The sequence below is a fragment of the Novilysobacter selenitireducens genome, assembly GCF_020026895.1.
Classification (GTDB): domain Bacteria; phylum Pseudomonadota; class Gammaproteobacteria; order Xanthomonadales; family Xanthomonadaceae; genus Lysobacter_C; species Lysobacter_C selenitireducens.
On record NZ_JAINZW010000003.1, the window covers coordinates 324,400 to 350,243 of the forward strand.

Annotated in this window: 18 protein-coding genes; 10 read left to right on the forward strand and 8 right to left on the reverse strand. The window is 70.3% G+C overall.

Going from position 1 to position 25,844, the window contains the following annotated elements; genetic code table 11:
* Window positions 1-79: 79 nt before the first annotated feature.
* Window positions 80-3,952 carry a YhdP family protein gene (locus K6753_RS08760; protein ID WP_223676061.1) on the forward strand — a complete coding sequence of 1,291 codons (3,873 nt, stop codon included), beginning with the start codon at window positions 80-82 and terminating at the stop codon, window positions 3,950-3,952.
* Between the two features lie 151 nt (window positions 3,953-4,103).
* Window positions 4,104-5,546, forward strand: a complete 1,443-nt coding sequence (gene tldD / locus K6753_RS08765) for a metalloprotease TldD (RefSeq protein WP_223676062.1) — start codon at window positions 4,104-4,106, stop codon at window positions 5,544-5,546.
* A 218-nt stretch (window positions 5,547-5,764) separates the two neighbouring features.
* Here tldD and yjgA read toward each other — a convergent pair whose 3' ends face one another.
* A complete protein-coding gene (gene yjgA / locus K6753_RS08770) occupies window positions 5,765-6,319 on the reverse strand; it encodes a ribosome biogenesis factor YjgA (protein WP_223676063.1) in 555 nt (184 codons plus the stop codon).
* 99 nt (window positions 6,320-6,418) lie between these two features.
* Between yjgA and pmbA the strand changes: the two genes are divergently transcribed.
* The 3 genes from pmbA to K6753_RS08785 all read left to right on the forward strand — a co-directional run bounded on the left by pmbA (window position 6,419) and on the right by K6753_RS08785 (window position 8,921).
* On the forward strand, window positions 6,419-7,813 hold the full coding sequence (gene pmbA, locus K6753_RS08775) for a metalloprotease PmbA (protein ID WP_223676064.1): 1,395 nt from the start codon (window positions 6,419-6,421) through the stop codon (window positions 7,811-7,813).
* Between the two features lie 132 nt (window positions 7,814-7,945).
* Window positions 7,946-8,401 carry a DUF4870 domain-containing protein gene (locus K6753_RS08780; protein ID WP_223676065.1) on the forward strand — a complete coding sequence of 152 codons (456 nt, stop codon included), beginning with the start codon at window positions 7,946-7,948 and terminating at the stop codon, window positions 8,399-8,401.
* A gap of 88 nt (window positions 8,402-8,489) precedes the next feature.
* A complete protein-coding gene (locus K6753_RS08785; RefSeq protein WP_223676066.1) occupies window positions 8,490-8,921 on the forward strand; it encodes a DUF4870 domain-containing protein in 432 nt (143 codons plus the stop codon).
* 215 nt (window positions 8,922-9,136) lie between these two features.
* Here K6753_RS08785 and K6753_RS08790 read toward each other — a convergent pair whose 3' ends face one another.
* The 6 genes from K6753_RS08790 to K6753_RS08810 form a co-directional block, all read right to left on the reverse strand.
* Window positions 9,137-10,024 (reverse strand): polyprenyl synthetase family protein, encoded by an 888-nt coding sequence (locus K6753_RS08790; protein ID WP_223676067.1) that lies wholly within the window; start codon window positions 10,022-10,024, stop codon window positions 9,137-9,139.
* The gene (locus tag K6753_RS08795; RefSeq protein ID WP_223676068.1) at window positions 10,014-10,307 is read right to left on the reverse strand and encodes an exodeoxyribonuclease VII small subunit; all 294 of its coding nucleotides are present in this window, start codon (window positions 10,305-10,307) and stop codon (window positions 10,014-10,016) included. The genes K6753_RS08790 and K6753_RS08795 overlap by 11 nt, the downstream gene beginning before the upstream one ends.
* Before the next feature lie 56 nt (window positions 10,308-10,363).
* Entirely contained in the window at window positions 10,364-11,689 is a 1,326-nt protein-coding gene (tilS, locus tag K6753_RS08800; RefSeq protein ID WP_223676069.1) for a tRNA lysidine(34) synthetase TilS, read from the reverse strand.
* 216 nt (window positions 11,690-11,905) lie between these two features.
* Window positions 11,906-12,040: a hypothetical protein gene (locus tag K6753_RS14685; RefSeq protein WP_255591536.1), complete on the reverse strand. Its 135-nt coding sequence runs from the start codon at window positions 12,038-12,040 to the stop codon at window positions 11,906-11,908.
* Window positions 12,041-12,079: 39 nt separating this feature from the next.
* The gene (locus K6753_RS08805; protein ID WP_223676070.1) at window positions 12,080-12,346 is read right to left on the reverse strand and encodes a hypothetical protein; all 267 of its coding nucleotides are present in this window, start codon (window positions 12,344-12,346) and stop codon (window positions 12,080-12,082) included.
* Window positions 12,346-13,305 carry an acetyl-CoA carboxylase carboxyltransferase subunit alpha gene (locus K6753_RS08810; RefSeq protein WP_223676071.1) on the reverse strand — a complete coding sequence of 320 codons (960 nt, stop codon included), beginning with the start codon at window positions 13,303-13,305 and terminating at the stop codon, window positions 12,346-12,348. Before K6753_RS08810 ends, K6753_RS08805 begins: the two co-directional genes overlap by 1 nt.
* Window positions 13,306-13,537: 232 nt before the next feature.
* On the opposite strand from K6753_RS08810, the gene K6753_RS08815 reads away from it, so the two are divergent.
* From K6753_RS08815 to K6753_RS08830, 4 genes are all read left to right on the forward strand, one after another.
* Window positions 13,538-14,830 (forward strand): adenylosuccinate synthase, encoded by a 1,293-nt coding sequence (locus K6753_RS08815; RefSeq protein WP_223676072.1) that lies wholly within the window; start codon window positions 13,538-13,540, stop codon window positions 14,828-14,830.
* Window positions 14,831-15,382: 552 nt separating this feature from the next.
* Window positions 15,383-15,916, forward strand: a complete 534-nt coding sequence (locus K6753_RS08820) for a lipocalin family protein (RefSeq protein ID WP_425492091.1) — start codon at window positions 15,383-15,385, stop codon at window positions 15,914-15,916.
* 155 nt (window positions 15,917-16,071) lie between these two features.
* Entirely contained in the window at window positions 16,072-17,550 is a 1,479-nt protein-coding gene (locus K6753_RS08825) for a sensor histidine kinase (RefSeq protein ID WP_425492099.1), read from the forward strand.
* Window positions 17,551-17,969: 419 nt separating this feature from the next.
* The gene (locus K6753_RS08830; RefSeq protein ID WP_223676074.1) at window positions 17,970-19,181 is read left to right on the forward strand and encodes a GGDEF domain-containing protein; all 1,212 of its coding nucleotides are present in this window, start codon (window positions 17,970-17,972) and stop codon (window positions 19,179-19,181) included.
* A 464-nt stretch (window positions 19,182-19,645) separates the two neighbouring features.
* Here the strand turns inward: K6753_RS08830 and K6753_RS08835 are convergent, their stop codons facing one another.
* Window positions 19,646-20,104 (reverse strand): hemerythrin domain-containing protein, encoded by a 459-nt coding sequence (locus tag K6753_RS08835; protein WP_223676075.1) that lies wholly within the window; start codon window positions 20,102-20,104, stop codon window positions 19,646-19,648.
* Window positions 20,105-20,669: 565 nt separating this feature from the next.
* Between K6753_RS08835 and K6753_RS08840 the strand changes: the two genes are divergently transcribed.
* Window positions 20,670-25,736, forward strand: a complete 5,067-nt coding sequence (locus K6753_RS08840) for an autotransporter domain-containing protein (protein WP_223676076.1) — start codon at window positions 20,670-20,672, stop codon at window positions 25,734-25,736.
* Window positions 25,737-25,844: the final 108 nt, after the last annotated feature.

Genomic DNA, 25,844 nt, shown 5'->3' on the forward strand with positions numbered 1-25,844 from the left:
GGTTGGTAGGCGCCTCCGTTCCACGCTTCCTCTAGTCCCAACCCCCAGTCCCCAGCTCCTGTGAGCGCAGCGAGCTGACATGCCCACGCCGCTGCGCCGCCGCCTGCGCCTTGCCCGTCGTGGGCTGGGTTACACCGTCGCCATCAGCCTGGTGCTGGTCGCGGTCGTGCTCGGCCTGGCCAGCCAGGTGCTGCCGCTGGCCGAGCGGCACCCGGCGCGCATCGCCGCATGGTTGAGCGAGCGGTCCGGCCGGCCGGTGGCATTCGATGCGGTGGAGACCGAGTGGACCCGCCGCGGCCCGGTCCTGCAGTTGGACGGGCTGCGGGTTGGCGAGGGACGCGATGCGTTCGTGGTGGGTGATGCCGAGATGCTGGTGTCGCTGTACGCCGGACTGTTGCCGGGCCATGCGTTTTCCGAGCTGCGGCTGCGCGACCTTGACCTGACCCTGCAGCGCAGCGCCGATGGCCGCTGGAGCGTGCGCGGCCTGCCCGGCAGCGACCGCCCCGCGGGCGACCCGCTGGAAGCGCTGGAAGGCCTGGGCGAGCTGCAGGTGGTCGGTGGGGCGTTGACGGTGTCGGCGCCGTCGCTGGGCATCGAGGCGCGGCTGCCGAAGATCGACCTGCGCCTGCAGGTGAGCGGCGACCGCGTGCGGGCGGGCATGCGCGCGTGGCCCGCACGCGATGCCGCACCGCTGGATGCCGCGCTCGACCTGGACCGCGACACCGGTACCGGCCGCGCGTGGGGTGGTGCACCCGAGGCCGACCTGCGCGCCTGGTCACCCCTGTTGCGGGCGGCGGGCGTGGCCGTGAATGCAGGCCGCGGCCGGGCGGACGCCTGGGTCGGCCTGCAGGACTACCGCGTGCTGGACGCGCAGGTCCGCGCGGCTCTTTCGGACGTCGAATTGCACTCGGTCGATGCGACGCAGGGTGTGCCCGTCCGTTTCTCGCGGGTCGACGGCAGGGCGCGCTGGCGCGTCGTCGACGCAGGCTGGCAGCTGGATGTGCCGGACCTGCAGGTCGATGCCGCCGACGGCGGCGGGACGTACCAGCGCGTGTCGCTTGGTGTGGGCGAGGGCGTAGCCGTCGAAGCGGCACGCATCGACCTGGCACCGCTGGCCGCCGTCGCCGCGTTGAGCGGGCGCGTTCCACCCGCCCTCGGCAAGTGGCTCACGCAGGCCCGCGTGCACGGCACGTTGGCTGATGTGCGTTTGCACAGCGACGGCAAGGGCGTGGACATCGCGCAGGGCACGCTGGCGGAGGCCGGCTTCGCGCCGGTGGGCGATGCGCCCGGCGTGTCCGGTCTGGCGGGTGGCCTCGAGGCCGACGCGACCAGCGCCGTCCTGCGGCTCCAACCCAAAGCCGACGTGACCGTCGATTGGCCGCGCGGATTCGGTCGCGCCCACCGCGCGCGCCTGGCCGGTGACATCGCCGCATGGCGCGTCGGCCCGGGCTGGCGCGTCGGGACGGGCGGCCTGGGGATCGACGGCGAGGACGTCGACCTCGGCGTGCGCGGCAGCCTGTGGTGGCAGGGCGATGGCACGCGCCCGCGGATGGACCTGGCCGCACGCGTCGAGCCGGTCGCACTACCGGTCGCCAAGAAGTTCTGGATCCGCCACCGCATGCCGGAAGCCGTCGTGCGCTGGCTCGACCAGGCGCTCGTCGACGGCCGACTGGAAAACGGTCGCGCGCTGGTATCGGGCGACCTCGACCACTGGCCGTTCCGCGAAGGCGAGGGCCGGTTCGAAGCCAGCGCGGACATCCGCGACGGCGTGCTGAAGTTCCAACCGGAGTGGCCGGCGGCCGAGGCCGTCGATGCGACCGTCACCTTCGTGGCAGATGGCCTCCAGCTGCGGGGTGCCGGCGCGTTGGCGGGCATCGACATCGACGCCTTGCAGGCCGATATCGACCATTACCGGGGCGGCACGCTGACCGTCGGCGCGCAGGCCGATGCCAACGCGGCCGGCCTGCTCGCGCTGCTGCGCGACAGTCCGCTGCGCGAGGCGCACGGCGAGACGCTGGCCAGCCTCCAGGCCGCCGGGCCGGCGGACGTGACGTTCGGGCTCGCGCTGCCGCTGCGCAAGGGGCAGGCGACGCGCATCGACGGCCATGTCGACCTTCAGGGCGTGCGGCTGTCCGACCCGCGCTGGGACCTGGCGTTCTCCCGGGTGCGCGGCCGCGCCGATTACGTGAACGACGGCTTCCGGGCCGATGGCCTGCAGGCCGTGCTCGACGGGCGGCCGTCGCGGCTGTCGCTGCGCGCGGGCGGCGGTGTCGACTCTCCGGACCACGTATTCGAAGCTGCGCTCGCCGCCGAGCTGGGGGCCGAGGCGCTGGTGGCGCGCGTACCGCAGTTGGACTGGTTGCAGCCGCACATGATCGGCCGCTCGGACTGGACCGCGGACCTGGCGGTGGCCAAGCGTGGCGGAACGCGGCTGCAACTGGCATCGAACCTGGTCGGTACCGCGCTGACGTTGCCCGCGCCGCTGGACAAGCTGGCCGGGACCGCGCTGCCAACCCGCGTCACCATGCCGCTGCCGGTCGAAACCGGCGACGTTGAGGTGTCGATGGGCAACCTCGCGGCGGTGCGCGTGCGCCGCCAGGGCGAACGGACCGGCGTGCGCGTCGAGCTGGGTGCGCAGCGCGCCCCCGCGGCGCCCGCCCATGGGCTGATCGCGGCGGGGCAGGCGGACCGGTTGGACGCCATCGGCTGGATTGCCCTGGCGCGCGCGGACACGGGATCGGCGGCGTCATCCGGCGGCGATACCGGCCCGGGGCTGCCGCTGCGTAGCGTTGATATCCGGTCCCGCCGGCTGGAGCTGCTGGGCGGTGTGTTTCCATCCACCCGCGTGCAGGTCGACCCTGCGGCAGCCGGGGCGCTCGCCGTGCGCGTGCAGGGGCCTGCGCTGCAGGGGCGGCTGACGGTGCCCGATGGCGACCGTCCGGTCACCGGCGACTTCCAACGGGTGCATTGGCGCAGCGCGAAGGCCGGTGCCGCCTCCGCAACGGTGGCCGGCGCCGACGACACGCCGCCGCTGGCGACCGCATCCGACGCGGCGCCGTCGCCCGCTGCGGCGCCCGTCGCTGACGACAGCGATATCGACCCCGCCCGCATCCCGGCGATGGCGCTCGAGATCGATGACTTCCGCGTGGCCGATGCCGCGCTGGGCGCGCTCACCTTCCGCTCCCGCCCCACGCCCGCAGGCCTGCGTGTCGAGCGACTGCAGGCGCGTGCACGCGACCAGGCCGTCGATGTCACAGGCAGCTGGACCGGCCGGGGTGCGGCGTCGCGCACGCACCTGGTGGCGGGCGTAGACAGCGACGACATCGGCTCGCTGATGCAGGGCCTGGGCCTGGGCGGCCGGATTGCGGGTGGAGACGGCAACCTGCACCTGGACGTGCGCTGGCCCGGTAGCCCGGCCGCGTTCTCGCTGGCTTCGCTGGACGGTGCGCTCACGCTGGACGCGCGCGACGGCCGGTTGCTGGAGGTCGAGCCCGGTGCAGGCCGTGTGCTGGGCCTGCTGAGCATCGCCGAGCTGCCACGCCGGCTGACGCTGGATTTCCGCGACTTCTTCTCCAAAGGTTTCGCGTTCAACCGGATCGACGGCAGCGTGCGCTTCGCCGACGGGCAGGCTCGCAGCGAGGGCCTGAAAATCGACGGCCCGGCTGCGGCCATCGACATCCGCGGGCAGGCCGACCTGCGGCGCGAGCGCTTCGACCAGACCATCGAGGTCCGGCCCAAGGCGGGCAACCTGCTGACAGCTGTGGGCGCGATCGCCGGCGGTCCTGTCGGCGCGGCGATCGGCGCGGCCGCCAATGCGGTGCTGAGCCGCCCGCTGGGCGAGATTGCGGCACGCACCTACCGCGTCACCGGGCCGTGGTCCGATCCGGACGTCGAAGTGATCGATGAACGGCCGGTGCGCCCGGTCGCGTCCGAACCGCCGCCGGCGGGTTGAGCCGACGGTTGATTCGTTCCCCCGCGGCCTCCATCTGGTTGGCATCCCCCCTCAAGATGGCCGATGGTGGTGCGATGGCGCGCCCCGCGTCCGTGCGTTGTCCGCGCCGGCTTCGTCCGCCGCTTCCCCCTTTCGACTTCCAGGCCCTGCCATGACGCTGCCCCTGCAACTTGCCGAATCCCGCCTGCTGCTGCCCGCCGGCCTCGACACCGGGGGGTTGGAGCGCGCGTTCGGGTCGCTGCTCGGTCCCGGCGTGGATTTCGGCGACCTCTACTTCCAGCACACCCGCCACGAGAGCTGGACGGTCGAGGACGGCACGGTCAAGAACGGCGCGCATTCGATCGAGCAGGGCGTGGGCGTGCGCGCGATCAGCGGCGAGAAGACCGGCTTCGCGTACTCGGACGAGATCAACGGCGAGGCGCTGCAACTGGCGGCGAAATCCGCGCGCGCGATCGCGCGTGACGGCTCCAGCGTGACGACGCGTTCGCTGGTGCGCGGACAGGCGCGGGACCTCTACCGCCCCGAGGATCCGATCGATTCCATCCCCAACGAGGAGAAGGTCGAGGCGCTGCGTCGCATCGACCGCTACGTGCGCGCCGCCGACCCGCGCGTGACGCAGGTGGTGGTCAGCCTGTCGGGCAGCCTGGACACGGTGCTGGTGGCGCGCAGCGACGGCGTGCTGGCCGCCGATGTGCGCCCGCTGGTGCGCTTCAACGTGCAGGTGATCGTCGAACAGAACGGGCGCCGCGAAAGCGGCTATTCCGGCGGCGGCGGGCGCTACGGCTACGCCGAGCTGCTGGGCGACGGCAAGCCCGAGGGTTTCGCGCGCGAGGCCCTGCGCCAGGCGCTGGTCAACCTGGAGGCGGTCGACGCGCCCGCCGGCATCATGCCGGTCGTGCTCGGCAACGGCTGGCCCGGCGTGCTGCTGCACGAGGCGGTCGGCCACGGCCTGGAGGGCGACTTCAACCGCAAGGGCACGTCGACCTACGCCGGCCGCATGGGCCAGCGCGTCGCCGCGCCAGGCGTCACCATCGTCGACGACGGCACGCTGTCGGGCCGCCGCGGCTCGCTCAACGTCGACGACGAGGGCAACGCGACCCAGTGCACCACGCTGATCGAGGACGGCGTGCTGGTCGGCTATATGCAGGACACGCTCAACGCGCGGCTGATGGGCGTGGCCCCGACCGGCAACGGCCGCCGCGAGTCGTTCGCGCACCTGACCATGCCGCGCATGACCAACACCTACATGCGCGCCGGCAACGACGACCCGGAGGACATGATCCGCTCGGTCAAGCGCGGCCTGTACGCGGTCAACTTCGGCGGCGGGCAGGTCGACATCACCAGCGGCAAGTACGTGTTCTCCGCCACCGAGGCCTACCTGATCGAGGACGGAAAGATCACCGCCCCGGTCAAGGGCGCCACGCTGATCGGCAACGGCCCGGAGACGATGCAGAAGGTGCGCATGGTCGGCCACGACCTCGCCCTGGACGAGGGTGTCGGCGTGTGCGGCAAGGACGGCCAGAGCGTGCCGGTCGGCGTCGGCCAGCCGTCGCTGCTGATCGAAGGGCTGACGGTGGGTGGCACGCAGGCGTGAGGCCGGCAGTGCAGCGTGAGGCCACCGTAGCTTCCTTCTCCCCCCGGGAGAAGGTGCCCGCAGGGCGGATGAGGGTTCGGCGAAGTGGTGCGAATGAAGCGGCCGGGCCTGCCCATCGGGCGATGCAGCGGGCCAACACGTCCCACGGTCCTGCAACGTGTCAACAGGCACCGCTCCGCCGAACCCTCACCCCAACCTCTCTCCCGCCGGGAGAGGGGCTAAACGTCGCCTTCGTCCTCATCACCCGCTTCGGCATTTTCCAGCAGCAACCCCCGCAACTCCCGGAACAACTCCCGGTACGCCCGCGGCGGCTTGTTGCGCTTGCGCTCCTCCAGCGCGTTGCGCACCAGCTGGCGCAGGTGCTGGCGGTCGGCGGTGGGATGCTCGTCGAGCAGCGCGCCCAAAGCGGCGTCGCCTTCGTCGAGCAGGCGCTCGCGCCACGCCTCGACGCGATGCATCGCCGCCGTCTCGCGCCGCGCCGCTTCGCCCTTCTCGTCGAGCGCGTCGCGGATCGCTTCAAGCGTCTCGTCGTCCTCGCGCCGCATCTGCTTGGCCAGGTACGCCAGCTGGCGCTTGTGGGCGATGTGCGAGGTGATGCGGCGGGTGTCCAGGATGTGCGGCAGCAGGTGCTCGGGTATCGGCAGCTTGGCCAGCTGGGCGTCGGTCAGCGCCACCAGCTGCTCGCCCAGCGCCAGCACCTCCAGCGCCTCGCGTCGCTGCTGGCTGCGGCTGTCGCCGCGGTATTCACCGGTGTCTTCGTCGATGCCGCGCATTCGTATCGGTCCCATGTCGTCCGGCCGGCGTGACCGCCCGGATCGGAAAAAAACAGGTCCCCGGCGGTGCCGTGGGACAACGGAAACAAGGATAAGCCATTGAACGCGAAAGCCCCCGCCCATCCACTCCCCGCGCATTCGCCCAACGAGGTCGACAGCGACACGCGTCTGGACGCGCTGGCCGACCTCTCGCAGCGCCTGCTCGCCAGCGCCCGTCGCCGCGGTGCCAGCCAGGCCGAAGTCTCGTGTTCGGAAGAGACCGGGCTCAACGTCAACGTGCGCATGGGCGAGGTCGAGACGGTGGAGTCCACCCGCGACCGCGGCATCGCCGTCACCGTCTATTTCGGCACGCGCAAGGGCAGCGCCAGCACGGCCGACCTGCGCGAGGACAGCCTGGAGGCGACCGTCGAGCAGGCCTGCGCGATCGCCCGCTACACCGAGGACGACCCCGCCGCCGGCCTGGCCGATGCCGAGCTGATGGCCAGCGACCTGCGCGAGTTCGACAGCTGGCACCCGTGGGCGCTCGACGCCGACCAGGCCATCGACCTGGCGTTGGCAGCCGAGGCCGCCGGCCGCGAGGTCAATGCGCGCATCGGCAACTCCGATGGCGCCTCCGTCGGCAGCGGCACCAGCCTGGGCGTGTACGCGAACTCGCACGGCTTCATCGGCCGCGAGCGCAGCACCCAGCACAGCATCGGCTGCGCGCTGATCGCCGGCCACGGCGACGCGATGCAGCGCGACGGCTGGTACAGCATCGCGCTGGCCGCCGACGAGCTGGAATCGGCCGTGTCCATTGGCCGCAAGGCGGGCGAGCGCGCGGTATCGCGGCTGGCGCCGCGCCCGGTTGCGACGGGCCATTATCCGGTGGTGTTCTCCGCCGAGATCGCGCGCTCGCTGGTCGGCCACCTGATCGGCGCGGTGTCGGGTGGCGCGCTGTATCGCAAGTCCAGCTTCCTGCTCGACAGCGTCGGCACGCAGCTGTTTCCCGACTGGTTCTCGATCGAGGAACGCCCGTTCCTGCCGCGTGGCTTCCGGTCCGCCTCCTTCGATGCCGAGGGCGTCGCTGTGCGCGAGTCGGCGCTGGTCAGCGGCGGCGTGCTGCAGCGCTACGTGCTGGGCAGCTACTCCGCGCGTCGCCTCGGCCTGACGACCACCGGCAATGCGGGCGGCGTGCACAACCTGCACGTCGCCTCCAACGCCGGCGACCTGGATTCGCTACTGGCCGGCATGGGCCGCGGCCTGCTGGTCACCGAGCTGATGGGGCAGGGCGTCAACGCCATCACCGGCGACTACTCGCGCGGCGCGGCGGGCTTCTGGATCGAGGACGGCCGCATCGCCTACCCGGTGGACGGCATCACCATTGCCGGCAACCTCAAGACGATGTTCCAGGCCATCGAGGCGGTCGGCAGCGACATCGATCCGCGATCGCACATCCGCACCGGTTCGATCCTGCTGGGCCGCATGACCGTGGCAGGTGGTTCGGCGGAAGGCTGACCGCCCGTGTCGGGGCGCCAGGACAGGGGGGCACCCGCGCACTAGCCCATCGGTTGGGTTGAAGCCGCAGGCGCCCGGCACGATCTTGTCCTTGCGCGCCGGCCCCATGCCCGGCGCAGGGAGCCCGCCCCCATGAATGCCTCCGTCCACGATTCGTCCCTCGTCTCCGCCGCGCCCTCCACCAGCGAGCGCCAATGGGCGCTGGCCGCGCACCTGGCGGCGCTGGTACTGGCGCTGATGACCAGCTGGCTGGTCGGCGTGGCGGGCGTCATCGGTGCGCTGGCGGTGTGGCTGCTCAAGCGCGACGACTCGCCGTTCGTCGCCGAACACGCGCTGGAAGCGGTCAACTTCAACCTGTCGATGCTGATCTACAGCTGCATCGCCTTGGCTATTGGCATTGCACTGGTGGGTATCAGCATCGTCACGCTGGGGCTGGGCCTGCTGCTGACGATACCGGCCGGGCTCGCGCTGCTGGTGGCCGTGGCCGGCATCGCGGTGCTGTGGCTGGTGTGCAGCATCCTGGCGATGGTCGCCGCGTGGGACGGCCGTCCCTACCGTTACCCGTTGAGCATCCGCCTGCTGGGTTGAGCCTGCTGGCCGCAGTGGCCCGGCTTGACCCGGCCACGCGCCGCGCGGAGAGTGTCGCGCGGGGGACACTCAACCAGGAGGGGACGCAATGAGCGATTTCGAGCAGCAGCAACCGCCGCCGGTCACGGACGCTTCGTCCGATGGAATTTCCGCCGAGCAGCGCCAGTGGGCCATGTTCGCCCACCTGTCCGCGCTGGTCGGTGGCGTGATCACAGGTGGCTGGGCCTTCAGCGTTGGCTGCTTCATCGGCCCGCTGATCATCTGGATGATCAAGAAGGACACCATGCCCTTCGTCGACGACCAGGCGAAGGAAGCGTTGAACTTCAACCTCACGGTGGCCGCGATCTTCTTCGTGCTGCTCATCCTGACGCTGGGCACGCTCGGCATCGGCGTCATCCTGACGCTGCCGGTCGGGCTGGTCGTGGGGCTGGCGTGGCTGGTGCTGACGATCATTGCCGGCATCAAGGCCAACGAGGGCGTCGCCTACCGCTACCCGTTCGCGGTGCGGCTGGTGAAGTAGCCGTTCGCGATGGTCAAACGGGAAAGGCCGGCATCACGCCGGCCTTTTTCATGGGGGATTCGATCGCGGCTGAAGCCGCTCCTACAACGCGCCCTTGTAGGAGCGGCTTCAGCCGCGAAATCGGCCTACTGCAGGAGCGACGTGAGTCGCGACCCATCGGTTGCCTGACATACGTGGTCGCGACTTACGTCGCTCCTACGAATGCTCGGGCCGGCTCAGCGATCCCGCTCCACCGCCAGCCGCCCCAGCGCCCGCAGCGGCCCGGCCGCGCTGCCGAACGGCGCCAGTGCCGCGTCCATCTCCGTTACCAGCGCATCCAGCCGCGCGCGCGACGCGTCCATGCCGATCAGGGCCGGGAACGTCGCCTTGTCCTGCGCCGCGTCCTTGCCGGCCGTCTTGCCGAGCGTCTCACTGTCGCCTTCTACGTCGAGGATGTCGTCGCGCACCTGGAAGGCCAGGCCCAGCGCGGCGGCGAAGTCGTCCAGCCGGACCAGGCCGGCCGGGTCGATTCCAGCGCACAAGCCACCCATCCGCACCGCGGCGCGGATCAGCGCGCCAGTCTTCAGTGCGTGCAGCCGTTCCAGATGGGCGATGGAAAGAGCGGGCCCGCGCTGGCCCGTCGCATCGACATCCAGCGCCTGCCCGCCGCACATGCCCACGACACCGGCTGCATCGGCCAGCGTGTCGAGCATCGCCACCGTGACCGCCGGTGGCGTTGCGGCGCGTGCCAGCACCTGGAAGGCGAGTGACTGCAGGGCATCGCCAGCGAGCACGGCGGTCGCCTCATCGAACGCCACGTGCACGGTCGGTTGCCCGCGACGAAGCGCGTCGTCATCCATGCAGGGCAGGTCGTCGTGCACCAGGGAATAGGCGTGGACCAGTTCGACCGCCGCGGCGGGCGCATCAAGCGTCGCCTCGTCTGCGCCGCCCAGCGAGCCGGCGGCGTACACCAGCAGCGGCCGCATGCGCTTGCCGCCCAGCAGCACGGCATGGCGCATCGCCGCACGCAGGCGGTGCGGGGGCAGGTCGGGATCGGGCAGGGCCTGCGCGAGGGCGGCGTCGGCGCGGGCGCGCCAGCCGGCCAGGCGCGGGTCAGCGATCATCGGTCGGCGGCGCTTCGCTCGTGCCCATGCGGGGGAACGGCGTGGCCGAGGCCGGATCCTGCGGGTCGCTGAGCAGCCGCACGCGCAGTTCGGCCTGCTCCAGCGCCGCCTGGCAACGCCGGTACAGGCCGACGCCGCGCTCGTAGGCGGCCAGCGAGTCTTCCAGGCTCATCTCGCCGTGTTCCATCTTCTCGACCAGCTGTTCGAGCGCGTCCAGCGACTGCTCGAAATCGGCGACGGGTGAGGCCTCGGATGCGGATTCGGGGGTGGCTTTGCGTGGCATCGGGGCAGTGTGGCGGCGGCCCCGTGATGGGTCAATCGACGGCGTGCGCGCCCGCCTCAATCCGCATCGAACGGCGCCTCGTCCGGGCGCCAGCGCAAGCGTCCGCCACGTTCGCGCAGCCACGCATCGAAGGGAGCGGCGTAGGCGATGTCTCCCGCGGCCAGCACTTGGCCTTCCGCGTCCGAAACCAGCGGCAGGCGTTCGCGTTCCCACGGTGGAATGCCCAGGTCCTGCAGCACGTGCTTGAGCGCATGGGAATGGTCGCGGCCGGCCAGGGCGATGCGCTCGCCACCACGCCGCGTACCGACATGGACCGGCGCGTCGAAGCGGGCTTCGCCCCGGGTGACGTGCAGGGCCAGTTCGCCGCCGCCGGGCAGGGGCAGCGGCGCCGCGCCGTTCCACTCCACCCGCCAGCCCACCGGCAGCGCCTCGCGGATGGTGCCCGCGTGCAGCAGGTCGCTCCAGACGCGCACGCGGCTGCGGTGCCAGTCGAAGCACGCCTCCGCGTCCGGCGCGGCCTGCAGCAGGTCCGATTCGATCCGCGCGACGCCGTTGCCGGGCAGCGGCGGCAGATGCAGCGATGCGACCCAGCGCCGGAGGACGCGGGCCCGTCGAGCAGCAGGCAGCGTGAGAAGTCCGGTGCGCGACAGGCACTGCGGGTCGGCCGTGGCCACCTGCGCGTGTGCCTGCGCATCGCCGTCGTCCAACAGTTCGACGGCGTCCGCGGCCAGCGTGGCCACCCGTGCCAGCGCCGTGTCCGCATGCGGCCAGCGCTGCCGCAGCAGCGGCATCACCTGCCGCCGCAGGAAGTTGCGGTCCAGCACGGTGTCCTCGTTGCTCGGGTCGTCGATCCACGTCAGCCCGTGCGAGCGCGCATGTTCGAGCAGGGCTGTGCGCGGCACGTCCAGCAAGGGCCGCCACAGCCGGCCCGCGGCAAACGGGGTGGAGACCGCCATCGCCGCCAGTCCATCCGGGCCCGCGCCGCGCAGTGCGCGCATCAGTACGGTTTCGGCTTGGTCGTCGCGATGGTGCGCCAGCGCCAGCGATTCGCCGGGGCGCAGGTCCGCCGCGAAGGCAGCCCGCCGCGCCGACCGCGCCGCGGCCTCCGGCCCGATGCCGCTGCGTGCAACGGCCACGCGACGCAGGGTGAACGGCACGCCCCACGCACGGCACACCTGCTCGCAATGGGTGGCCCACGCGTCCGCCTGTTCGTGCAGGCCATGGTGGACATGGAGGGCGCGCAGACCGCGGTCACGCACGCCGGGCGACTGCGACAGCGCATGCAGCAACACGGTGGAGTCGAGCCCGCCGCTCAGCCCGACACAGACCGGCCCGTCGGGCAGGTCGGTGCCATCGATGAGCGGAGAGGGAGCGCGCGACATGGCGCGGATGGTGCCACGGGGTGCCCGTGGTGGTGGGGTAAGGCAAGTGTCCATGCATTCCCGCCTGCGCGGGAATGACGGCAAGGGCACGGCGAAGCCCCGAGCAGCCGCAGGGGATAAAGAGTTCGTCATTCCCGCGAAGGCGGGAATCCATGGACGTGTATCTCGCGGCCGCACACATTGCGAATGCGTCGCGTCCGGCCGAGGTCGGGACGGCTACTTGCGATCCGGCGTACCCGACCGACCCCGTGCCCGCCGCCACAGCCAGACCACCCCGGCCACCACACCCAGTACCGCCGTCACGCCCAGCAGGAACGCCGCGCGGTCATCCAGCATCGCGTCCAGGATCATCGGGGTGCCGCGCGTCGCGCCGCCGCCGTCATGCGTGGATCAGCGCCAGTGCCGGCTCGGTGGCGCGTCTTCGACACGTCCCTCGGCCGCGGCCTGCGCCTGCCGCTCGCGTGCGGCGCGACGGGCGATGGTGCGGCGCGAGGGCTTGAGCAGGCAGGCCAGCGCGAGGCACGCGCAACCGGCCGACAACCCCAGCGCCACCAGCGCGAAGATCATGTTGGCGTCCAGCAGCACCCACGACGCCAGGAACAGGGCACCGCTGGCGGCGGCCCAGCAGGTGGCGGCGAACTTTCCGGCCAGCAGCATCACGCGGCCTCGTACGCGCCGTAGCTGCGCAGGCGCTGGTAGCGCCGCTCCAGCAGGTCGGCGGTGGGCAGTTGGTCCAGTGCGTCCAGCTCGTTCATCAGTACCGCCTTCAGTCGCGTCGCCATCTGGCGCGGGTTGCGGTGCGCGCCGCCGATCGGTTCGCGCACCACCTTGTCGACCAGGCCCAGCCCGTGCAGGCGCTTGGCGGTCAGGCCCAGTTGCTCGGCGGCGTCCTTGGCCTTGTCGGCCGACTTCCACAGGATCGACGCGCAGCCTTCCGGCGAGATTACCGAGTAGGTGCTGTATTCCAGCATCAGCGTGCGGTCGCCGACGCCAATGGCCAGCGCGCCGCCGGAGCCGCCTTCGCCGATCACCGTGCACACCACCGGGATCTTCAGCTCGGCCATTTCCAGCAGGTTGCGGGCGATGGCTTCGGACTGGCCGCGCTCCTCCGCACCGATGCCCGGGTACGCACCCGGCGTATCGATGAAGGTCAGCAGCGGCAGGCCGAAACGCTCGGCCATCTTCATCAGGCGCAGCGCCTTGCGATAGCCCTCGGGCCGCGGCATGCCGAAGTTGCGCTTGATCTTGCTCTTGGTGTCGCGGCCCTTCTGGTGGCCGATGATCATCACGCTGCGGCCGTCAATCCGGCCCAGGCCGCCGACAATGGCGGCGTCATCCGAATACGCGCGGTCGCCGGCCAGCTCCTGGAACTCGCTGCAGATCAGGCGGATGTAGTCGTTGGTGTACGGCCGCGCCGGGTGGCGCGCCAGCTGGCTGACCTGCCACGGGGAGAGGTCGCGGAAGATGTGCGCGGTGCGCTGGCGCAGCTTGTTCTGCAGCGCATGCACTTCCGCGTCCGCATCCACGGCCGAGCCGTGGCTGGCGTGGCGCAGCTCCTGGATCTTGGCTTCCAGGTCGGCGATGGGTTGCTCGAAGTCGAGGTAATTCGGGTTCATGCACGGGCCGGGGCCAGGGTGGCCGACAGTCTATCCGACCGCTCCGGACCATACCGAGCCGTCCGGGGGTGCCTTCACGCGGCGAGGCTGGCCCCGGCGCCCCGAAACCCGGATAATGCGCAAAAGCCGGATGGGGCCGTTCATTGCGAATCGCCCCACCGGCTTTTTCCGTGTCCACGCGGCGGTGCGCCGCCGATGCCCGCCCCACGCGGGCCATTCAGGAGTGCAGGTAATGGGTCAGTCGGTCGTGGTGTTGGGCGCCCAGTGGGGCGACGAGGGCAAGGGCAAGATCGTCGACCTGCTGACCGAGGAAATCGGCGCGGTCGTGCGCTTCCAGGGCGGCCACAACGCCGGCCACACGCTGGTCATCGGCGGCAAGAAGACCGTCCTGCACCTGATCCCGTCCGGCATCCTGCGCGAAGGCGCGCTGTGCCTGATCGGCAATGGCGTGGTGCTGCACCCCGGTGCGCTGCAGAAGGAAATCGCCGAGCTGGAAGGCAATGGCGTGGAAGTGCGTTCGCGCCTGAAGATCAGCCCGGCCACGCCGCTGATCATGCCGTACCACATCGCCCTGGATCAGGCCCGCGAGAAGGCCGCCGGCGGCAAGGCCATCGGCACCACCGGCCGCGGCATCGGCCCGGCCTACGAGGACAAGGTCGCCCGTCGCGGCATCCGCGTCGCCGACCTGCACTACCCCGAGCAGCTGGCCGAAAAGCTGCGCGCCGCGCTGGACTACCACAACTTCGTGCTGACCCAGTACCTGAAGGTCGACCCGGTCGACTTCCAGCAGACCCTCGATGAGGCGCTGGCCTTCGGCGACTACGTCGAGCCGATGAAGTCCGACGTCGCCGGCATCCTGCACGACCTGCGCAAGCAGGGTAAGCGCGTGCTGTACGAGGGTGCGCAGGGCTCGCTGCTGGACATCGACCACGGCACCTACCCGTACGTCACAAGCTCCAACACCACCGTGGGCGGAGCGCTGGCCGGCACCGGCGTGGGCGCGGATTCGATCGACTACGTGCTCGGCATCGCCAAGGCGTATGCGACCCGCGTCGGCGGCGGCCCGTTCCCGACCGAGCTGCATGACGAGGTGGGCGAGGGCATCCGCGCCCGCGGCCAGGAGTTCGGCGCCACCACCGGCCGGCCGCGTCGCTGTGGCTGGATCGACATCGTCGCGCTCAAGCGCGCCGTGGCGATCAACGGCATCACCGGCCTGTGCATCACCAAGCTCGACATCCTCGACGGCATGCCCACGCTGAAGATGTGCATCGGCTACCAGTACCGCGGCAAGCAGACCGAGTACGCGCCGCTGGACGCGCAGGGCTGGGACGAGTGCGAGCCGGTGTACCTGGAGTTCCCGGGCTGGGAGGAGAGCACCCACGGCATCACCGAGTGGGACAAGCTGCCGCCCGCCGCACGCGCCTACCTGCGCGCGCTGGAGGAGCTGTCGGGCTGCCCGCTGGCGATGGTGTCGACCGGCCCGGACCGCGACGCCAACATCGTCCTGCGTGACCCGTGGGCGTGACCCGCGCCGCCTGAGGCGCGTTCCACCCCGCACTCGCGAAAGGCCGCCTCCGGGGCGGCCTTTCCTGTTTTCCGGACCCGCCCCCCTGTAGGAGCGGCTTCAGCCGCGATCAACGCCCCGTCCGCCCGCGCCACAGGGCCCGATCGCCGCACCCCCCGCACCCGTTGTAGGAGCGACGTAAGTCGCGACCGCGAACTCCGTCGGACAGGACGCGTCGCGACTCACGTCGCTCCTACAAAGGTCCTGCGACTACCGCCTCAAGCGGGATGGACCCCGGGTAGGAGCGATCGCGGCTGAAGCCGCTCCTACACCCGCGCTTGTTTGTAGGAGCGACGCAAGTCGCGACCGCGCATCCCAACGGATCGGCGCATCGCGACTCACGTCGGTCCTACAAAAGGCCCTGCGACCAACGCCTCAAAGGGGATTGACCCCGGGCAGGGCTCGATCGCGGCTGAGGCCGCTCCTACAGGGGCTGCCGGCACGCCGGCTCCACCGCCCGGTCACGCCACGCATCGCATTCTGCGCGCCTCTTTCCTCCGGGCATCCCCCCCAATGCTCAAGTCCGCGCTCATCACCCTGGCCATGGCCGCGTCGGCTGCCAGCGCCCCGGCCCTGGCCAACCAGCCCGTCAGCTCGCTCGACCTGCAGCGCTATGCCGGCACCTGGCACGAGATCGCGCACCTGCCGATGTTCTTCCAGCGCAAGTGCGTGGACACCGTCACCGCCACCTACACCGTCAATGCCGACGGCACCATCGGCGTGCGCAATGCCTGCCGCACCAGGAGCGGCGACATGGACGAGTCCACCGGCGTCGCGCGTCCGGTGGAAGGCCTGGACGGCGCCCTGCAGGTCCGCTTCGCACCCGAGTGGTTGTCGTGGGTGCCGATGGTGTGGGCCGACTACTGGGTGATCGACCTCGACCCCGACTACCAGTGGGCCGTCGTCGGTGGGCCCAGCAAGAAATACCTGTGGATCCTGTCGCGTCGCCCGGCCATGGACCAGGCCCTGTTCGTCCGGCTGAAAGAGGACGCCCGCCGCCGCGGCTACCCGGTCGACGACCTGGTGATGGCCGCGCCGCTGGACTGAACAGGCAATTCCCGACGGCCGGCCGCCCGCAACACACCGACTTCGCTTCCCCACCACGCCCCCACGCGCTAACGTGCCGCCCTGCTGCAGGGGGAGTCCGCTTGTCCGATCCACGCACCGCCGCCATCGGCACCACCCGGCCGTTGCCGCCGGAGATGACCGACGCCGACTACCGCCTGATGGTGGAGTCGGTGCGCGACTACGCGATTTTCATGCTCGATCCCGACGGCTGCATCCGCTCGTGGAACGCCGGCGCCCAGCGCCTGAAAGGGTACGAGCCGGCTGACGTGACCGGCCGCCACTTCCGCCTGTTCTACCCACCCGAGCAGATGACCAGCGGCGTGCCCGAACGCATGCTGCACGAGGCGCTGACCCACGGCCGTGTCGAGGACGAGGGCTGGCGCCTCCGCAAGGACGGCACGCGGTTCTGGGCCAGCGTGGTGGTCACTGCGTTGTTCGACGAGAAGGGTGTGCACCGCGGCTTCACCAAGGTCACCCGCGACGTCACCGAGCGCCGCGAACACGAAGAACTGCTGCGCCAGTCGGAGGAGCGCTTCCGCCTGATGGTGGAAGGCGTGCGCGACTACGCCATCTTCATGCTCGACACCCAGGGCCGCATCGCCAGCTGGAACCTTGGCGCGCAGATCAACAAGGGCTACACCGCCGAGGAAATCCTCGGCCGCCACTTCTCCATCTTCTACCCGCAGGAGCAGCTCGACCGCGGCTGGCCCGAGTACGAACTGGAGATGGCCCTGCGCGACGGCCGCTTCGAGGACGAGGGCTGGCGCCTGCGCAAGGACGGCAGCCGCTTCTGGGCCCACGTCGTGATCACGCCGCTGTACGACGGCCAGGGTGACCACTACGGCTACGCCAAGGTCACCCGCGACATGAGCAGCCAGCGGCGCATCGATACGCTGGAACAGCAGGAGCGCCACCTGCACCAGTTCCTGGCGATGCTCGGCCACGAGCTGCGCAACCCGCTGGCGCCGATCGCCAATGCCGTCACGATCATGAACATGGGCGAGCCGCCCAACGAGGCCATGCGCCAGACGCGCGAGATCCTGGGCCGCCAGGTCACGCACCTGTGCCGCCTGGTCGACGACCTGCTGGACGTCGGCCGCATCGTCAGCGGCAAGGTCCACCTGGACATGCAACCCGTCGCCCTTCAGCCGGTGGTGCACGAAGCGGTGGAGGCCCACGCCCCCGCCATCGCCAGCCGTGCCCACACCCTGTCGCTGGAACTGGACGACACGCCCGTGTGGGTCAGCGGTGACCGCGTGCGCCTGGTGCAGGTGCTCAGCAACCTGCTGCACAACGCCGTGAAGTTCACCCCCGACGGCGGGCGCATCGCCGTCGGCCTGCGCCGCACCGGCGATGCCGTGGAACTGTCGGTCGCCGACAACGGCCCCGGCATCGCCCCGGAAAACCTGCAGTACGTCTTCAAGCTGTTCGCGCAGGACGAGCACAACCCCTCGCGCGTCCACGGCGGCCTGGGCATCGGTCTCAGCCTGGTCCACCAGATGGTCCATCAGCATGGCGGCAGCATCGGCGCCTTCAGCACGGGCGAGCCGGGCAGGGGCGTCGAGTTCGTCATCACCCTGCCCACCGTCCCGCCCCCGGTCGACGCGGGCTGACGCCACCCCGTCGTAGCGTCCCGCCCCCTGTAGGAGCGGCTTCAGCCGCGATCCCCATCCGGCCACCCACGCCACGGCCCCGATCGCCGCGCCCCCTGCACCCGTTGTAGGAGCGACGCAAGTCGCGACCCCCATCTCCCTGCACGCGCGTGATCGCGACTTGCGCCGCACCTGCAACGACACGGCATCGGGGTCCCGGCGATCACGAAGGCGATCCGCGGGGCCCCACACCCATCGCGGCTGAAGCCGCTCCTACAAAAAGCGTCCACGCGCTAAAGATTCCCGGCCCGCGGCCGATTCCTACCCGGAAGAACACTAAAAAGAACCCACCCGATCCCGCCGCCGCAGCCCACGCATCCATCCGGATCGCCCGCTGCCCGCATTGCGGCGTCGGCCCTGCCGAGGGTTTGCCGTCGCCGATGCCAGCGCACCACCTCCCGTTCGACGCTGTACACCCCTCGCCGTACCGCGAGGCGCTGGCGCGTGGGCACGCGCGGCTGCGGTTCGCACCGGCGCTGGAGCGTGAGTTCCAGAGGGATCAGCACCGCGCGAACCTGGCGTGGCTGCGCTGGGTGCTGTGGATCGGGATCGCCACGTATGGGGCGTTCATCGCCATCGACCTGCTCACCGTGCCCCTGCACGCCTCGCGCTGGACGGCAGCCATCCGGTTGTTCCTGATCGTGCCCGTGCTGGTGGCGGCGCTGCTCGTCAGCCACCGCCCGGCACGCCGCCCATGGCTGACGCCGGCGGTGTTCATGGCCGCGGTCGTCACCGGCTGCGGCACCGTGGGGATCGTCGTGCTGACGTTGGCCCTCGGCGCACCCGTCCCGTACGAGGGCACGCTGTTCCTGCCCATCGTCATCCACCTGCTGGTGGGCCTGCCGTGGCGGTGGGCGCTGGTGGCCAACCTGGTTCCGCTGGGCATGTTCCTGGTGCTGGTGCCGATGGTCCAGCCCGATCCCCTGGTACAGACCTACCAGCTGTCCTTCATGGTCCTGGCCAACATCATTGGTGCCTGCGGCGGCTACGCGATGGAGCACCGCGCGCGCACCACCTTCCTCACCGCCGGCATGCTGTCGGAACTGGCCGAGCGCGATGGTCTGACCGGCATCCACAACCGCCGCAGCTTCAACGAGCACCTGCAGCGCGTCTGGCAGCAGGCCGCGCGCGACGGCACCTGCGTCGCGCTGGCGCTCATCGACGTCGACCACTTCAAACAGTTCAACGACCGCCATGGCCACGCCGACGGCGACGCTGCCCTGCGCGGCGTGGCGCGTGCGGTGGCCGGCCATGCCAAGCGCCCGCTGGACCTGGCCTCGCGTTACGGCGGCGAGGAGTTCGCCCTGGTCTGGTACCAGCCCGAAGCCGGGCGGCTGAGCGCCATGGCCGATGCACTGCGGCGCGACATCGCGCAGCTGGAGCTGCAGGGCGCCGACGGCCCTACGGGCACCATCACCGCCAGCGTCGGCGTCGCGCTGCTGCGCCCGCGCAATGCCCCGCGCCACACCGACCTGCTGCGCGCCGCGGACATCGCCCTGTACCAGGCCAAGCACGGCGGCCGCGACCGCGTCGTGGTGCTGTCGCACCCCGACCTCGAGCAGCTCAGCTTCCCCGAAACCGCCAGCGCCTGAGCCGGCGCCGCTGATACAGGCATCGCCCGTGTAGGAGCGGCTTCAGCCGCGAACCAGAATCGGCCAACCCACGCCGCCATAGGATCGCAACGCCACCGCACTCCCTTTGTAGGAGCGACGTAAGTCGCGACCCGTCAGCCCCATGCAGGCGCGCAATCGCGACTCACGTCGCTCCTACAAATGCGTCAACCCTCACCGCCGCCCGCCGAAACCTGTAGGAGCGGCTTCAGCCGCGAACCAGAATCGGCCAACCCACGCCGCCACCCGATCGCCCCGCCACCCGCACTCCCTTTTTTAGGAGCGACGTAAGTCGCGACCCGTCAGCCCCATGCAGGCGCGCAATCGCGACTCACGTCCCGCCTACAGATACTCCGTACAACGCGGCGACCTGCCATAGCGATCGCGGCTGAAGCCGCTCCTACAAGGGTCAGGCGGCGCACATGCCGCCACTGGTCAGGGCGTAATCACTCCGCCGACAGCTTCTTCTTCATCCGCTCGAAGTCCTTCCGGTACTTCTTCGCCAGCTGCACCTTCTGCGTTTCCGTCAGCACCTTGCCCGATACCTGGAAGAACTTCTTCTCCTCCTCGCGCAGGTGGTGGTGCACCTGGTGGCTCAGCTCCTTGCACTTCTCCAGCCACGCCTCGCCCGCCGGATCCAACGACTGCACGTCCTCGACCAGTTCGTCGATCTCGTGGTGCTCATGCAGCGCATGGCGCGTGGAGTTCAGCCCCATGTCGTCCATCAGCATCGGCGCATAGAGGAACCGCTCCTCCGCCGCCTCGTGCGCTTCCAGCTCAATCCGCGCCTGCGTAAACAGGTCCAGCCGCTCCCGCGTACCCGGCTTGCTGCGCAGCAACTTGCGGAACAGGGACCGCTGCTCTTCGTGGCTCTCGCGCAGGGCGTCGTAGATCGTCTCGGACATGCCGGGCTCCTTGGAGTGGGAAGGGCTCTACCGTACGCACTCCTGCGTCAAGGATTCATCGCCGAGGACTCTCCACCAGGCCGCGCACAAGTGGCTTTCGGCGGCGGCACAGCGGCAAGGGTGTGCGGGCAACACGGCTGCACCACCCTTTGCCCTTATCATTCGCATGCCAGTTCCATCTGGCAGGTCCGCGGCACGGGGATTGCATACCGTGGACTGCCGATACTGCAGGCCTCTGCAGCAACATCCAGCACCGCGCGGCACCGCCTCCGAGGACGGCGTCGTTACGGTCGACTCTCTTGGGGACAACATGAAGTATCTCGACAGCTCGCGGCCGGGCCGCGGCCGGGCGCGCGTGGCACTGCGACACGTGTTCGGCATCACACTGGCACTTGCGGCCTTCATCGCGCCCGTCGCAGCCCACGCGGCCGCGTTTACCGAGACCTTTTCCAGCAATTTCCCCCCAGGTACGACCGTGACGCGCACGCTTGGAGGGCAGTCCTTCACCTTCGCGTTTGAAGGGAACCTGGGCAGTCTGTCTTGGGACGAATCCGCCGATCCTGCCATGTTGCTCGCATCAGCCAACTTTGACCCGGCGGTAGAAGCGGTGACGATCCGGCGCAGCAATGGTGCTGATTTCATCCTGACCGGGCTGCAGGTCGACGTCACCGATGGCACCGAAACGACCGTGCAGGGGTATCGCGATGGGGCGACTGTCGGCGCAGCTCAAGTGGTGGCCCCCTACATGCCAGGTAGCCTGGCGTTCAGTGACCTCATCGTTGACGAAGTGCGCATCAGCTCTACGGACTTCTACTTCACCAAGCTTGACGATTTCTCGGGCAACACCGAGGTGCCCCAGCCGCCCTCCGTCACCGACGCCAACATCCGCATTTCCGGCGCGTCCGGCACCGGCGGCGCCTACAGGCTCGGCGACACGGTCATTGCCGACTGGAACAACACCGCCTCTGGCGACGACAACATGGGCGTCACTGGCGTCACGGTCGACTTCTCTCAGTTCGGCGGCGGCGCTGCCGTGGCAGCAACCAACAGCAGCGGGACCTGGACGGCGACATACACATTGGGCGCGGGCGCGATTGACGCCGCCAACCGCAACGTCAGCGTGACGGCCAGCAACGTGCACGGAGCCACGCCGCGGGCCGACTCCACCAACGCGACGGTCGACACCATCGCGCCGGTGGTCACCGACGGCAACATCAGCCTCTCCGGCGGCACGGGCACCGGCGGCGCCTTCAAGATCGGCGACACCGTTACCGCCGTCTGGAACAACACCGCTGGCGGCGACAACAACAGCGACAACATCAGTGCCGTCACCATCGACTTCAGCCAGTTCGGCGGCGGTGCCGCAGTAGCGGCGACCAACAGCGCGGGCACCTGGACGGCCACGTACACGCTGGTGGCAGGCGCCATCGACGCGACCAACCGCAATACCAGCGTCACCGCGGTCGACAACGCGGGCAACGCCACCACACGGGCCGACACCAGCAATACGACGGTCGACACCACCGTGCCGGCCGTAACGAGCGTCGCACCGGCTGGCGGAGCGATTTCCGCCGACACGACGGTGGCCTTTACCGTCACCTTCAACGAATCCATCAGCGGCGTGTCTGCCGACGATTTTTCGCTGACCAGCACCGGCAGCGCGAGCGGCAGCATCGCCAGCGTATCGGCGTCCGGCGGCACGTCCGTCGACGTCACCGTCAACGGCATCAGCGGCAGCGGCACCCTGCGTGTGGACCTCAATAGCGGGACCGACATACAGGACGATGCCGGCAATGGTCCGCCGGTAGCCTTTACAGGCGGCACCGCGCATGCCGTGGATATCCTCACGGCCCCGGGCGCCCCCACCGTGGGCGCGGCCACCCCGGGCGATGGGCAGGTGTCGATCGCCTTCACCGCGCCCGCCGACGACGGCGGTTCGGCGATCACCGGTTACACGGTGACTTCCAGTCCCGGCAGCATTTCGGCCAGCGGCGCAGGTTCGCCCCTTGTCGTCAGCGGCCTGACCAACGGCACCGCCTACACCTTCACCGTGACGGCCACCAACGCGGTGGGGAGCAGCGTCGCTTCGAGCGCCTCCGCCAGCGTGACGCCGCAGGCAGACCAGACCATCACGTTCAACAATCCCGGCGCACAGAACTTCGGCACGACGCCAACGTTGACGGCGACGTCCAGCGCGGGCGCCGGGTACCTCGTCAGCTTCAGCTCGTCCACCACCGGCGTCTGCACGATCACCGGCGGCGGCACACTGACCTTCGTCGCCGCCGGCACCTGCACCGTCGATGCCGACCAGGCCGGCGATGCGGCCACCGCCGCTGCTGCGACGGTGTCGCGCTCGTTTACCGTCAACGCGGTGGTTCCCGGCGTGCCGACGACGGTCACCGCAACGGCGGGCGACACCCAGGCCTCGGTGGCTTTCATCGCACCGGCCAACGCCGGAGGCACTGCCATAACCGGTTACACGGTGACAGCCAATCCCGGCGGCGCCACTGCGAGCGGCATGGGGTCGCCGGTCACGCTGACCGGCCTGACCAACGGCGTGGCGTACACATTCACTGTCACGGCCCACAACTCGGCAGGCACCGGTGCCGCATCAATGGCCAGCAATTCGGTCACGCCCGCCGCCGTGCAGACCATCACCTTCACCAACCCCGGCGCGCAGAACTTCGGCACGATTCCGACGCTCACGGCCACCAGCAGCGCGGGCGCCGGTTACCCCATCAGCTTCAGCTCGTCCACGACCGGCGTCTGCACCATTACCTCCGGCGGCACGCTGACCTTCATCACGGCCGGCACCTGCACCATCAACGCCGACCAGGCAGGCGACGCCAGCTACCTGCCGGCCACGCAGGTCAGCCGCAGCTTCATCGTCAACCCCGTAATTCCAGGCGCGCCGACCGGTGTCACGGCCGTGGCGGGCAATACCCAAGCGACGGTGTCCTTCGGCGTACCGGCCAGTACCGGTGGCAGCGCGATTACCGGCTACTCCGTCACCGCCAACCCGGGTGGTGCGACCGTTAGCGGCGCCAGTAGCCCGCTGACCGTGACGGGCCTGAGCAACGGCGTGGCCTACACCTTCACCGTGACCGCCGACAATGTCGCGGGCACCGGCGCCGCGTCGATGGCGTCCAACGCGGTCACCCCGGCACCGTCGCTCGTCACTGCCTCAGTCAGCCTGACGGTCGCATATGGCGCAGCCGCCACGCCGGTCACGCTGGATATCACCGGCACGCCCACATCGGTGGCGGTGGACGCCGCGCCCGCGCATGGCACGGCCCTAGCCAACGGCACCACCATCACCTATCAACCGGCCCCCGGCTACGCAGGTCCGGACAGCTTCACCTACACCGCCAGCGACGGCCTCACCACGTCGGCAGCGGCAACGGTGACGGTCACGGTCCAGGCCGCCAGCGTCGCCCTCGACGCCACGGCCCCGGCCGACGCCGCCGGCAGCACTGCGTACACGCACGTATTCACCGCCAGCGGTGGCATCGCGCCGTACACGTTCGTGCAGGTCGCCGGCGAGCTGCCCGCTGGCCTGGCACTGGCCGCCGACGGCACGCTGTCGGGTACGCCGACACAGGCGGGCACGTTTGCCTTCACCATCGAAGCCACCGATGCCAGCACCGGCACCGGTCCGTTCTCCGCGCAGCAGGCCTACACGCTGTCGGTGCAGGCGCCGGCCATCGCATTGGCAATGGCGACGCCGGAGATCACCTTCGGCGACGGCATCGACCAGACCCTGCAAGTCACGGGCGGCACAGCGCCGTACACGTTCGCCGTGGTCGACGGCGCACTGCCACCGGGCGTGGCGCTGAGCACCGCCGGCGTGCTGTCGGGCACTCCGACCGCCGCGGGCCGGTTCGAAGCCACCGTGGAGGTGCGCGACGCCAATGACTTTGCCGCACGACAGGCCATCGAGATTGCGGTCGAACCGCAGGCCCAGGCCATCACCGGTTTTGCCGCCAACCCGGACGCTCCCGTGTTCGCGCCGGGAGGCACGTTCGCGCTGACCGCGCAGGGCGGGGCATCGGGCAACGCAATCGTGTTCGCCAGCACCACCACCGTGGTGTGCACCGTGGCCGCCGACACCGTGACGATGCTCGCGGCCGGCCGTTGCGGGTTGACCGCCGACCAGGCAGGCGACGCCAACCACAGTGCCGCCGCGCAGGTCTCGCTGGAGGTCGACATCGCCGCCGCCGTGCCGACGCTGGTCTGGCCCGAGCAGCTTTCCAAGGTGCTGGGCGAGGCCGCATTCGCACTGGACAACCCCGGCAGCGACAGCGCCGGCACGTTCACCTTCACCAGCAGCCAGCCCGCGGTGGCCAGCATCGATGGCCGCACGGTGACCCTGCGCGCGGCAGGCACCACCGTCATCACCGCCACCCAGGCCGCCGACGGCAACTACACCATCGCCAGCATCCAGATGGAACTGGTGGTGGTCGAGCGTCCAGACCCCACGCGCGACCCCGGTGTCACCGGCCTGCTGCAGGCGCAGGTGGATGCCAGCGTCCGCTTCGCCACCGCCCAGCAGGCCAACATCCGCGACCGCCTGCGCCAGGTGCGCAACGGCGCCAACGCCAGTTCCAGCAACCTGACGCTGGCCTACGCAGGCGGCGACACCGGTGCGGGCCTGTCGTTGCCGCTGGGCCAGGCCGCCGCATCCCCGTGGCCGGCGATGCCGCAGGGGTGGGGCGCCTGGTTGTCGGGCACCGCCACGTTCGGCAGCAGCGGCCGCAGCAACGGCTTCGACTTCGAGACCGATGGCATCACGCTGGGTGCGGACCGCGCGATAGGCGAAAACCTGATCGTCGGTATCGCCGGCAGCCTGGCGACCAACGACAGCACGCTGGATGCCAATGGCGCCTCGCACATGCAGGCCGACCAGCGCTCGCTGGCCCTGTACGGCCTGTGGCGCGCCGGCGAGCACCTGTTCGTGGATGCCGTGGCCGGCACCGGCCAGCTGGACTTCGACTTGCAGCGCTGGAGCACCGACGCCGATGCGCTGGGCACGGCCACCCGCGAAGGCGATCAATGGTTCGCGTCGGTATCGATGGGCTACGCGCACCACGGGCCGTCCATGAGCCTCACCGGCTACGGGCGCGTGGACACCAGCCGCACCACGCTGGAGGCCTACCGCGAGTACGGTCTGGCGCTGTACGACCTGGCTTACCGCGAGCAGGTGGTCGACCACAGCGCGGCTGCCATCGGCCTTGAAGGGCAATGGCAGCTGGGCGAAGCCGGGCGCGTGCGTCCGTTCTGGAGCGTCGAGTACCGCCAGGCACTCGAGGACAAGGGTGATGCCGCCATCAACTACGTGTTGATGCCGGCCGCCACCGACTACCGCCTGCGCATGTCCAGCTACAACGACAACGCGCTCTCCCTGTCGGCCGGCCTGGACCTGACGCTGCGCCGCGGTTGGCTGCTGTCGCTGCTGCTGGGCCACGAACAGGCACGCAATGCGAGCGAGGCCAGCAGCATCGGACTGCGCCTGTCCTACGGCGGCCAGCCCGCGGCAGTGGACCCTGTCGTGGTGCCTGATGACGACAGCCTGTCGCGCGTGCCTGAAGGCGACTGCCGCAACGCCCGCTGCCGGAACGCCGGCGCTCGCTGAGAGCCACCTATCGCAGCACCCGAACGCCCGGCCTGCGCCGGGCGTTTTTTTTGGTGGCGCCCAATGATTCGTTATCGAAACACTAATGGACGGCTAACGTCCGCCTAA